Consider the following 11,773-nt stretch of genomic DNA (forward strand, 5'->3'; position numbering starts at 1 on the left):
CAGAAGTCATGGGTCCAAAAGAAAATATTTGAAGGATAGATTTACAATGGTATTCCTATGAAAAATGAGTTATACTTTATTTTTTCACGTAAAAAAGAAGCACTATTTTTATTTGATAATCAATTTCTGCCTATACATCGTATTGTCGGATGAAGCCGAAATAACATATATACCTGCAGGCAAAATATTGGAAGGATCAATCGCCACTACTTGATCAGGACCTTTTTCTACAATTGTAACCTTAGAAAACACTTCTTTACCATCAGCATCAAATACAACTACCAATACATTTTTTGTTTCATCTGAATTAAATTTTAACTGAGGTGCTTCACCCGCAGATGCCGGGTTGGGATAAATTGTAAATAATAAAGTTTCGGAGGGATTAAACTCAACAGCTACAAGATCACTGTGCTTGTATTTCCCGTCATAATCGGTTTGCCTTAACCTGTAATAGGAAACACCCATTAACGGCTTCTGATCTATTGTTGAGTAATTTAATTTTTTGCTGCTGTTACCCGCACCGGCGACTTTGGCGATCGATTCAAAGTTTAATCCGTCTGAAGAACGTTCTATTGTAAAGTAGTCATTATTTATTTCAGTTGCAGTGGACCAATTTATATCAACCACGCTTTTATTTGGCTTTGCAGAGAACATTAATAATTCGATAGGTAAAGGATTATTTGATCCGATTTTGTTCGCTAAAGAAAAGTGACTGAAAGAAGTAAAACTCGCGGAGGTAATACTGCCAGTACCGTTAGCACTACCGGCTCCCGATGTATAATCAACCCAGCCGCCTGAACCATTGCTTTTGGCAACACCCAAATTAGGCGAATCAAGTACTTTGTCATCTGTTCCATTTGTCGCGCTGTAATATATTTTAATGACAGCACCGGTTAAATCAGATACACTTGAACGGCTTATCTGGTAATAATGCAGATGAGAAACATGGTCAAAAGTACCCGGCAAAGTGTTTCCTAAATTATTTGCATCACCATTAAATAATTCGGACGTATATGTATAAACGGTTGAGGCACTATGAGTGGGCGTGAGTTCAACCGGTCGCCAGTCATTGTTTTTCCCAAGAGGCATATTTAATGTCCGTGATGAAGCAATACCCATTTTATAATTCATAGGCCCATCAATATAACTGCTATCATTTCCAATAGATGTTGTTGCGCCATCGTTAAGTGTAATAATATTAGCAGACGAAGTATTTATCACACCGGTATTAAGATCCAAAGTATTGGTTACCGTAATACTTTTGTCTAATGTAATTCCATTCGATAGCCCGCTGGTATTATTAATATTCAATGAATAAAAATCACTTACAACGGAACCGCCAATATTTTGCATAGATGTTCCGTTAAGAATAACTGTGCCGGAAACAGACGTAAGAAAAATATTTGCGGAAGAATTATTATTTATAACAGAGCCGGTAAGTTGTATTGTACCCTGATTGTCGATCTGACCGTCTACTCCATTCTGTTTACTGGTCAAGCCTCCCTGTATCGTGATTAATGTACCCGATGCAACGGTCACAACGGCCAATCCGTCATTATATGCTATAAGTTGTGCATTTAGCGGATGACATAGGAAAATAATTCCCAATATATACGCGAAACAATAATGTAGTTTTATTTGCAACATATCAAACAAAAGATCAATTGCTTTATTTTTTAGCTTCCACAGAAACATTCTTCAACGTGTTTAACATGTCCTCAATTTTTAAAATCCGTATTTCCAGCGCATCACATTTAGCGGCCCTAGCAGAAGTCTCCTCCAACTTTAACTTAAGTCCATCTATTATTTTTTGCTGTTCCTTAATCGCAGCAATGGCTACAATAAGAGCCGGATATGTATCCACCTGCAACAAGCCTTCACCATCATCTTTAACAAAATCAGGAAAAACATTTTTAAACTCCTGTGCAATTACATTGTAATAATTGTAGCTTTTTACCGAAGGATGCTTTAACTTATACTCATTTGTGTATTTAAATGTAACAGGACGTAATAGTTTAATTGTTTCGATGGCACTCTCAATGTCTTTAATATCGGTTTTTATTTTTTTATCAGAATTGGCTAACCAGGCAGTTGCGGTAGTTTTTGAAGCATCTCCTTCCACTTCAAACATATTGGCAGATGGCACCCTTCCAATACCAACTTTTCCGGCGGCATCAATAATTATACGATCATTCGTACCCAGTGAAGCATTATTAGAGATTACAAAATTACCAGAGGCACTTTGATCAATACCTATTGCAAAATTTGTGTAATTGCCTGATGGAGTATAGTAAATTTTAACTGTAACATGGTCGACATTGGCAGTAGCATTATTTGCGGTAACGGAAAGAGCAACACCAAAATCAGCATCTTTAACATCTGTATCAGTCCAGCTAAGTCCCCAAATGTCGGTGCTGGATCCATAAGTAACGGAAGCGTCCGCGGCAGGCCAATCGGTTGAAGTAGCGGCTTTATTACTTCCTGCAACCGTTCCATCCGCCTTAATAAGCTTTACTTCTGTATCGTAAACGGTTCTGACGCTATGGAGCACAATCCCTTCAATTAAAAAGTTGGTTGGGTCGTCATCCGCTGTCGGTTGGTAATCGAAAGCCGGATTTTCCGTTTGTGTAGCCGGTATATCAGCTTTTTGAACTATACTCATTGCCAATTCGTCTTCATCATTTCCTCCCTGGTCATCACTGATATCACCAACTTCTGTATACCCGGCCGGGGTATTATCAAAGTTATCATCAGTATTATCATTATCCAGATTTGAATTAGTATCGTCACTTGCCAAAGCACCTGCAAGAACAAGGTCGCCCTTAACACAACTAAGAGCGGAACTGAATGAAAGCGGATTTGTAGTGGTAGCAGATCGCGGCTCTGTATCTGAAATGGGATTAGTTTGATCAACATTCTGGAAAGAGGCAATAGCAAATAACTGCGAATCAGATCCTCCTGTTCCATTAACAGTAACTGTTTGCACTCCTGTTCCGGCAGCTGCGATAAGTGTTTCAGGCAGGTACCATACTTCAAAATTTACCCATTCACCATCACCGTTATTTTGAGCCACCATCCCTGCTGATATCATACTTTGTGTACCAAAAGTAACCGATGAAACAGTCTGGTAAGCAGAAGCTTCAATTGTACCGACAAAAAGCACAACTAACCGATTCGTTCCTGTACCTGCGTCCAGTGTAAACGAAGGATCATCATCAAAGGTCCATGCGCTTAACGGCGCAACATAAGTAATATCATTTCTGCTGCGATCTACAGTAACCTCAATTCCATCAATTGAAGCACCTACCGGTATTCCTGAAAAATTAAATCCTGTAGCTTTAAGATACTGGGAAACACCAGTTGTTGCTGTGGCGTAATTAACACCATCATTAAGGTATATATTTGTCGGACTTGTCCATGCCACTGAACCGCCACCCGCGCTTGCTCCCACAGTAGGACTCTGAGGGCCGTCTGTTGCGCCACCGCCTGATGTTTGTCCCTGGAAACGAACAGCGGCATCACCATTCTTTAATAAATGAAGGATTTCGGTAGGGTTAGGTGTTCCAATTCCAAAGCCCTGGGCATCTGCCATTGGACTTAACAAAAAAACGAATAATGTGGTTGCTACTATTGATAACGTAAGTTTTGTCTGTTTCATCGCCTTTTTATTTACTGATTAATACTGTTCTAGTTCCAATAGATACTTATACCTCGGCATTTGGCATTCTTGTTGACTGCCTGGTATTAACTCCTACTAATATTCATTGGTATTTATACCCAATCTCTACTCACAAAACCAAAAAACACCTTATACACGCCATGTGTACGCAATAACTCACAATAAAGTTACATAATTAAAGCAAAAAATATACACAATATGTTGATAACAAACAGATTAAAAAATTAACGATGTATACACAATACATCCCGACCAATGCTCTATTATATCGCATTAGTAATCCAAAAAAATAAGGTCGTTTGAAAAATTTATTTGTAATATAAATATTACCAGCTTCCCCCCGACCCACCGCCTCCGAAACTACCGCCTCCAAAGCCTCCGAAGCCGCCTCCTGATGAACGTCCTCCGACCACCACCAAAAAATGTGCCGCCATGATACATACCCCGCCTTCCCATTGTATAACCGGAAAAACGTCTTCCTAATGTGCTGAAAATAATCAGAAGTATAACTGCTATAACAATTATTACGGGCATATACTTTTCAGTACGATGTTGTTTCTGATAATCTTTATAATTATACTCTCCCTTTGCAAGGCTCATTAATACATCCGTCGCGGTATTTAAACCTCCATAAAAATCACCTGCCTTAAAATGTGGAATGATCTCCCGATCAACAATACGCCTGGCAATAATATCCGGAATTGCTCCTTCCAGACCCCTGCCAACCGCTATAAAAGTTTTTCGATCTCCTTTGCCCCCTGTAGGCTTAACCAATATTACAATTCCATTATCCTTGTCCTTCTGACCAATGCCCCAGGCTCTGCCTACACCTGTCGCAAACTGTTCGGGATCCATATCATTCAGATCATCGACAATAACAATTACAATTTGATTGGAAGTACTATCATTAAAATGTAAGAGCTTCCGCTCCAGATCATTTTGTTCGGAAGCGGATATAAAATCGGGGAACTCTTTTGATAAATTATTTACAAGACGGGGAGGATTTGGCTTTTCGGGCAAACCATTACTATCAGCCGCATTCAATAAAAAGTTGAATGTACTAAAAAGAAAAACTAATATGTATTTAATTGATTTTATCATAAATTGGAAATAACACACCCCCGCAAACACATAAGCCTACGCTACCCCCCTCGCCTACACACAAGGCCATACAAAGAGGGGAGTTATTTGCCGAAGGATACTTCGTCTTTTAATTCATTCACGTCGTTTTGCTTATAGGGAAAATGCTTTTTTAATTGCTCACCCGCTTTTCCAATTGCAATACATAATCCCTCGGTAAACTTTTCTTCTTTAAAATAGCTTTGCATTTCTGATTTGATGTTGTCCCAGAAATTATCAGGAACAACTGCATGGATACCTGCATCACCAAGTATAGCGAATTTCCTGTCCTGCACAGCGAGATAAAATAAAACTCCATTCCGGAGTTCGGTCTTTTGCATTTTAAGTATGGCAAAGACATCAACCGCCTTTTGCATTGGCTCGCCGGGACACTTATTGTCAATATGCAATCGTATTTCGCCGGAAGTGTTATCCTCTGCGTCAATTATCGCTTGCTTAAGAGCGTCCTGCTGTTGAAGTGTAAAAAAATCTTTTGCAGTAGGCATGGATAAGTTATTGGGGTATTTAGTTATTGAGTTATTGGGTTCATAAACATGGGTACAGCCTAAATAACTCAATAGTTTATCAACTGATAACTACCTTCAAATACTACTTCTTTTCAAAATCCACTTTTGGAGCAACTTCCGTTCCGGCAGCTTCCTTAAATGGTTCTTTTTTAGCAAATACATCTTTATTTAAAAACATGCTGTTAAAAAAACCACGTACATGCGAATTGTAACTTTTAACTGCATCGTTATAATCCTGGCGGGCAACAGCTATCCTATTCTCCGTTCCTTCCAATTGAGCCTGGAGAGCGCCAAAATTTTCAGTGGATCGGATCTGGGGATAAGCTTCAAAAGCCAGGTTGATCGCTGTATTTATCTTTTTTCCGGCAATCTCCATATCCTCGGGGGTCCTGGCACTTACTATTCCGGCACGCGCTTCAGTAACTTTAGTGAGTATCGTTTGCTCATTCGCGGCTGCACCCTTTACCGTTGCCACCAATTGTGGTACCAGGTCTGCTCTTCGCTGATACATGGCACCTACATCACCCCATTTTGCTACCGCATTTTCCTGCAAAGTTACCGCAGTGTTATAAGAATTTCTGTACATCATAAAGATGACGAAGATAAATCCTAAGACACCTCCAATTATTATTAAATTTTTTTTCATTTTGTTAGTTGGTTAGTTATTGAGTTATTGGGTTATTGAGTTATTGGGTTATTGAGTTATTGAGTTATTGGGTTATTGAGTTATTGGGTTATTGGGTTATTGAGTTATTGGGTTATTGAGTTATTGGGTTATTGGGTTATTGGGTTATTGGGTTATTGAGTTATTGGGTTAATTGGTTATTATTTTCAAATTTCTACCTGAATAACTCAATAACTTAATAACTTCTATCCTATCAAGTCCACGCTTCGTTTAATAAATTTTGTAAGTTCTTCTCCTTTTAAAAGATTTTGCGATAAAAGTGCCAGATCTGTAGCTTGTTTTGTCAGCTGTTCCTGCTTTGAAGCGTCAGCCTCCGCAACTATTTTACTTATGAGCGGATGATTTGAGTTTACAACCAGATTATACATTTCGGGAGCCGCACCCATAAAACCCATCCCACCGCCACCAAGTGCGCTCATATCTTTCATACGACGCATAAATTCGGGTTGAGTAACAAGTATCGGACTGTCCTTTTCACTAAGGCTTTCAAACACAACCGTGAATTTTTCTTTAGGAACAACTTTTTCAACAATTGGTTTTAATGCATTCTGCTGTTGTTCTGTTAATTTCGATCGCTGGGCCTCTTCTTTTTTGATCAACCTGTCAATAGTATCCGCATCCACTCGAACAAAACTGGCATTCTCCAGTTTGGTTTCAAGAAAATTAACGAAATGTGAATCGATCGCCGTGTCAAGCACCAGTACTTCATATCCGCGGCTTTTTGCTGTTTCAACAAAACTATGCTGCTCAACTTCATTGGTTGTATATAAGTACACTAAACGTTTGTCTTTATCTGTTTGTAAAGGTTTTATTTTTTCGGCAAACTCATCCATTGTATATAACTTGCCATCTGTCGTTTTAAACATGGCAAATTTCTTCGCGCGCTCATTGAATTTTTCATCCGACAACATGCCGTACTCGATGAAAACCTTAATATCCTCCCATTTGGATTCAAAATCTTTTCTATCCTTCTTAAACAACTCTTCCAGCTTATCGGCAACTTTTTTGGTGATGTGTGTGCTTATCTTTTTCACATTACCATCACTTTGCAAATAGCTGCGGGATACATTCAAAGGAATATCCGGTGAATCAAGCACTCCACGCAGTAACATTAAAAAATCAGGCACAATATTTTCAACCTCATCGGTAATAAAAACCTGGCGTGAGTATAATTGTATCTTGTCTTTTTGTGTTTCGAAACGCTGTTTTATTTTAGGAAAATATAAAACACCCGTGAGATTAAAAGGATAATCAACATTCAGATGAATGTGGAACAAGGGATCTTCAAACGTCATCGGATAAAGCTCCTTGTAAAACTTTTTGTAATCCTCATCTGTTAAAGAGGTGGGCGCTTTTGTCCAGGCCGGTTGTGTGTTATTAATAACCTTATCCTCGAATTTAATTTCAACGGGTAAAAACTTGCAGTATTTGGTTAAAAGTGTTTGTATACGTGACGGCTCAAGGAATTCAACTGAATCCTCCGCGATATGAAGAATAATATCAGTACCTCTCTTTTTACGTTTGTGTTCTTCTATTTTGTAATCGGGACTGCCATCGCACTCCCAGTGAACAGCTTTTTCACTTTTATAGCTCTTTGTAATTATTTCCACCCTAGAAGACACCATGAAAGAAGAATAAAAGCCTAAACCAAAATGACCTATGATATTATTTACATCGGTTTTATCCTTATACTTCTGCACAAACTCTTCGGCACCTGAAAAAGCTACCTGGTTAATATACTTTTCAACCTCTTCAGCCGTCATACCGATACCTTTATCTTTAATGGTAATGGTCTTCTCCTTTTTATCAATACTTATTTCGATGGCGGTTTCACCAACTTCACCTTTGAATTCGCCCAACTTGGAGATAGCAATTACCTTTTGCGTGGCGTCCACAGCATTTGAAACCAATTCACGCAAAAATATTTCGTGATCGGAATAAAGGAATTTTTTAATAATAGGGAAAATGTTCTCGGTTTGTACATTGATCTTTCCGGTACTCATATTGATATACGGTTTAAATGGGTTTAAATTTACGCTTTCTTATGTCAAACCATGTGCCAGCAACAATAAACTGACAAACTGTCGCAAATGCCTGTCTTCCGGGAAAGATGCAAAACCTATACAGGCATAAATACCCTTCGATTCCCGCAGGAACTCAGAACACACGGGCTAGACAAAAATGCCTTCCATTACAGAATACATTTTCCAAAAGTTTATTAACTATGATCAAAATGCAATACCAATACACAATCCCGTTCGCATACCCGCGAAAGGCAGCCCGGCAACTTCCAGTTTTACAGTATTGCCTGACATCGTTATTGTTTTTGTAGCACCATTTACATCCATCTCTTCAAGATTTTTCCTGATATCATCATTTTGTCCCGCATTTTCAGCATCTACGCGCGCGGTTACCTTACTGGCACCACCATGACCGCCTACTATCCACCAGTCAATGGATATCTTGTTGTTTATTACCCACTGATAACCTATCATGCCGCCAAAACCTAATCCCGCATAAGTAATACTCATTGAAGCGACCTTTTTCTGGATAAAAGCAGGATAGTATGTAGAATCATCATAGGTAAATGAACCGGCAGCAGTATAACTTGAATAACGAAGGTATGGAGCGATATAAAATCCGCGCGGAGCCTGCTTTACAGCTTTTTTACCCGGATACCAGCGAAATTCAGGAGATATATTAAATCCTGAAATTTTAATACTGCTTACATCTGAAGGCACAGCTGAACTTATTTGTGAAGGTAAGCCATGAGAAGGGATAAAACCAGCCTGAAGAGCCACTGAAATATTTTTGTGCAGCGCCCGTTCATATTGTAATGAAATATTGCTTACACCTAACCCAAAAAGGTTAAGCTTTACAATATTTTTTGCATACTCCTGTGCTTCTTGTGCAGCTACCTTCTTAGCGAACAGAGCCAAAACAGCGAATGAAATGATAAGTAGTTTCTTGTTCATAGTCCTTTGTTTTAAGATCGTTTTAGCGAAAGTAATACATTTTTGGGAGAGATTGGTTGTTGGTTGTTGGTTGTTAGGTGCTAAAAAGATACCAATTACCGATCACTGACACCTAACAACTAACAACCGCCCCCCTCACTCCTCATGCCCCTTTAAAATTTCAACACCGATTCTAACCGCGACACTATCCTCCTTTTTTACTACAGGATCACGAACGGTTTTATCATCTAATTTTCCGAGGTCAGGCTGGCCGGCATTGACCCAGGCTGTATACCAAAAAGATCCAATCATATGAATGGCGCTGCGCATTCTTCGCTCAACCATTCCGTTTAGCATTTTATCATAGGCCAACGTATAAGATTCAGAATAACTTTTAACGGTCTTTTTTCCCTTGTTTACAAAAGAATATTTTTTATCCTGCGCATACTCCCCATTCAACTTAGCTTCAAATAGTAAAACCGAATCCACTTCAGCATGACTCGCCTTTATAATTTTCCAGATCATATCCTTTGGTTTATCAACGTAACCGGCCCTGCCAACAAAATAATCGTAACTGTCCGCCTTAAGCTCAGGTATGCGTGACTCCCAAAAAGAATGAATGCCCTTTTGTTTAGTGAGCTGCCCGTCGTGGTTCTGACTGGTGTGCAATGGCACATGCGCATCTGCAATGTAATGACCCAGATCAGCTGAAACGTGCAAGATCTTTTGTGCATCCTGTTCCTTAAAGGCATCTGTTAAATTATTCAACATACGCTCCAGGTGCCAGGGCAGGATGCCGTGAGCTTTCAATGTATCTTCAGAGTATTTCTCAACCGCTTTGCTCCATTGTTGCGGCATTGAGTCGAATGGTGAAACACCAAAATGATCAATGTCAATATAATGCCTCGGGGCTTCATTCACATTCCGGAATCTTCGCTTGTCAGGATCAACTGCATGCTCGGCAATGAAGTCGATATGTTTTTTATAAAAGCCGATCATTTCCGGAGGCAGGGTAAATACAGCCATACGGTTAATCCGTTTATGCGCAAAAAATCCCCAGGAAAAAGCGAAAGGTCTTATAATAAGACCAAGAAGAAAAATAATTAATGTGGCAAATAAAAACTTACGCATGATAAATACGTTAGAATTCAAACCATCTTAACCAGGCAATTACCCTGCAAAACAGGAATAACGGGGGCAGAATCGGGTGTAAGGCAATAACGAATGTCTTTTTCAAGTTTTAACTTTTCAAGCCTTCGGCGATGAGAGGAACACTCCAGGAAATCATACAAATTACCTTCGGCACGCTCATATAAATACCGCGATGCAACAGCCGAATCGCACGTGGTAACAAATTTATCCGAAGCTAAAAGGCTTTTAACAACCGCGCCTGCGAACATAGAATCTTCGATGTTAAACTTATTTTTCCAGCCAGCACAAAGGAGAATAACATCTTTACCTTCTTTGATCAGCCATTGAGCAAGCACAGCCATATTTAAAAACGAACCGATAACTATTTTATGCGAATGTTTCGCCACTTCAATGGCCAGCGTACCGTTTGTAGTGGTCAATGCCAGTGTTTTGCCTTTAATATCATTACTCATATAACTGAAAGGAGAATTGCCAAGTGTAAACCCTTCAACTACTTCACCATTTCGTTCAGCGGCGGCTAAGTGCCCTTTAGCAAGATAGGCCTTGGCCTCATCAACAGTGGCAACCGGAATTATTTTTTCAACGCCATGATGAAAGGCAGTACAGATTGCGGAAGTAGCTCTCAAAATATCGATGACAACAACAATGGCCTTCTCATTGTAAAACAGAGAAAAATTATTAGGGGTGAAACATACTTCTATTTGATTCATTGTTTGGTTTCAGGTTGACTGATTTCAGGTTTCAAGTTACAAGTTTGTTTGCACATGCAGATCGGTGTTTAATTAAATTTATGAGGAATATATTTAACCCGGAACCTGAAACTTTGAACCTGAAACCTTTTCCATCCACACAAAACAATCCTTGAACTCATTTCCCAGATCAACTGCCTTTTCAAACAACCCGTATAGCGCCGAACCGCTACCACTCATAGAAGCATAAACAGCGCCATGTCTATACAATGATTGTTTTAGATTTTTCACAACAGGATATTTTGCAAATACAGATTCTTCAAAATCATTTTTAACCACACTCTTCCATTTGGCAACCGGCAACTTTAGCACATCATTTTCCAATGACGAAACCGGCTTCTTTGGGACAAGACCGGCATAAGCATTGGCGGTATTAACATGTATGTTTGGATAGACCAGTACCAGATAATATCCATTCAGATCAAGTTCAATCCTTTCGTATTTATCACCTTTTTCCTCGGCAAACACAGGTTTATTAATAACAAAAAAAGAACAATCGCTGCCCAATTGCCGGGCATAGTTATGCTGCTCACCCCAGCTTAATCCAAGCTCAAATTTTTCATCCAGCAACTTAATAAAAAAAGCTGCATCAGACGAACCTCCACCAAGGCCGGCTCCGATCGGAATGATCTTATGCAAATGAATTTTCACTTTAGGTAACTGATAGTCCTTCACAATCATATTATAGGCCCTGATACACAGATTATCATTCACGCTCCCGGGAATAGAAATACCGGTGGAATAAAACTCAACAGGCTCTGAGGCTCGCGGATTCTCTATCACTTCCAATATATCACATAAAGCAATAGGATAAAAAACACTTTCGAGGTCGTGGTAACCATCGGAACGTTTCTTTATAACATTTAGTCCGATATTTATTTTAGCATTAGGAAAACAAACCATAAATC

10 protein-coding genes are annotated in these 11,773 nt (G+C 39.3%); all 10 read right to left on the reverse strand.

Translation table 11 applies throughout. The features are described from left to right. Nucleotides 1-108: 108 nt before the first annotated feature. On the reverse strand, nucleotides 109-1,695 hold the full coding sequence (locus HYU69_01640) for a T9SS type A sorting domain-containing protein (protein ID MBI2269039.1): 1,587 nt from the start codon (nucleotides 1,693-1,695) through the stop codon (nucleotides 109-111). Further along, the gene (locus HYU69_01645; GenBank protein MBI2269040.1) at nucleotides 1,670-3,658 is read right to left on the reverse strand and encodes a tail fiber domain-containing protein; all 1,989 of its coding nucleotides are present in this window, start codon (nucleotides 3,656-3,658) and stop codon (nucleotides 1,670-1,672) included. The genes HYU69_01640 and HYU69_01645 overlap by 26 nt, the downstream gene beginning before the upstream one ends. A gap of 381 nt (nucleotides 3,659-4,039) precedes the next feature. Continuing rightward, the gene (locus tag HYU69_01650) at nucleotides 4,040-4,780 is read right to left on the reverse strand and encodes a TPM domain-containing protein (protein ID MBI2269041.1); all 741 of its coding nucleotides are present in this window, start codon (nucleotides 4,778-4,780) and stop codon (nucleotides 4,040-4,042) included. A gap of 83 nt (nucleotides 4,781-4,863) precedes the next feature. Next, complete coding sequence (locus HYU69_01655; protein MBI2269042.1) at nucleotides 4,864-5,304, reverse strand: TPM domain-containing protein; 441 nt, start codon at nucleotides 5,302-5,304, stop codon at nucleotides 4,864-4,866. Between the two features lie 103 nt (nucleotides 5,305-5,407). Beyond that, entirely contained in the window at nucleotides 5,408-5,971 is a 564-nt protein-coding gene (locus HYU69_01660) for a LemA family protein (GenBank protein MBI2269043.1), read from the reverse strand. 224 nt (nucleotides 5,972-6,195) lie between these two features. Next, nucleotides 6,196-8,013, reverse strand: coding sequence for a molecular chaperone HtpG (gene htpG / locus HYU69_01665; protein MBI2269044.1), 1,818 nt, complete (start codon nucleotides 8,011-8,013; stop codon nucleotides 6,196-6,198). 225 nt (nucleotides 8,014-8,238) lie between these two features. Then, nucleotides 8,239-8,985: a DUF3575 domain-containing protein gene (locus tag HYU69_01670; GenBank protein ID MBI2269045.1), complete on the reverse strand. Its 747-nt coding sequence runs from the start codon at nucleotides 8,983-8,985 to the stop codon at nucleotides 8,239-8,241. A 135-nt stretch (nucleotides 8,986-9,120) separates the two neighbouring features. Beyond that, complete coding sequence (locus tag HYU69_01675) at nucleotides 9,121-10,095, reverse strand: S1/P1 Nuclease (GenBank protein ID MBI2269046.1); 975 nt, start codon at nucleotides 10,093-10,095, stop codon at nucleotides 9,121-9,123. Between the two features lie 17 nt (nucleotides 10,096-10,112). Then, nucleotides 10,113-10,826, reverse strand: coding sequence for a 2-phosphosulfolactate phosphatase (locus HYU69_01680; GenBank protein MBI2269047.1), 714 nt, complete (start codon nucleotides 10,824-10,826; stop codon nucleotides 10,113-10,115). A gap of 93 nt (nucleotides 10,827-10,919) precedes the next feature. Further along, entirely contained in the window at nucleotides 10,920-11,768 is an 849-nt protein-coding gene (locus tag HYU69_01685; GenBank protein ID MBI2269048.1) for a 4-(cytidine 5'-diphospho)-2-C-methyl-D-erythritol kinase, read from the reverse strand. Between the last annotated feature and the right edge of the window lie 5 nt (nucleotides 11,769-11,773).

This window comes from Bacteroidota bacterium (genome assembly GCA_016183775.1).
Lineage (GTDB): Bacteria > Bacteroidota > Bacteroidia > JABDFU01 > JABDFU01 > JABDFU01.

Bases quoted from the DNA above. Each gene is read 5' to 3' on its own strand.
- HYU69_01640 (MBI2269039.1), bottom strand. From the start codon at position 1,695: ATGTTTCTGTGGAAGCTAAAAAATAAAGCAATTGATCTTTTGTTTGAT.
- HYU69_01645 (MBI2269040.1), bottom strand. From the start codon at position 3,658: ATGAAACAGACAAAACTTACGTTATCAATAGTAGCAACCACATTATTC.
- HYU69_01650 (MBI2269041.1), bottom strand. From the start codon at position 4,780: ATGATAAAATCAATTAAATACATATTAGTTTTTCTTTTTAGTACATTC.
- HYU69_01655 (MBI2269042.1), bottom strand. From the start codon at position 5,304: ATGCCTACTGCAAAAGATTTTTTTACACTTCAACAGCAGGACGCTCTT.
- HYU69_01660 (MBI2269043.1), bottom strand. From the start codon at position 5,971: ATGAAAAAAAATTTAATAATAATTGGAGGTGTCTTAGGATTTATCTTC.
- htpG (MBI2269044.1), bottom strand. From the start codon at position 8,013: ATGAGTACCGGAAAGATCAATGTACAAACCGAGAACATTTTCCCTATT.
- HYU69_01670 (MBI2269045.1), bottom strand. From the start codon at position 8,985: ATGAACAAGAAACTACTTATCATTTCATTCGCTGTTTTGGCTCTGTTC.
- HYU69_01675 (MBI2269046.1), bottom strand. From the start codon at position 10,095: ATGCGTAAGTTTTTATTTGCCACATTAATTATTTTTCTTCTTGGTCTT.
- HYU69_01680 (MBI2269047.1), bottom strand. From the start codon at position 10,826: ATGAATCAAATAGAAGTATGTTTCACCCCTAATAATTTTTCTCTGTTT.
- HYU69_01685 (MBI2269048.1), bottom strand. From the start codon at position 11,768: ATGGTTTGTTTTCCTAATGCTAAAATAAATATCGGACTAAATGTTATA.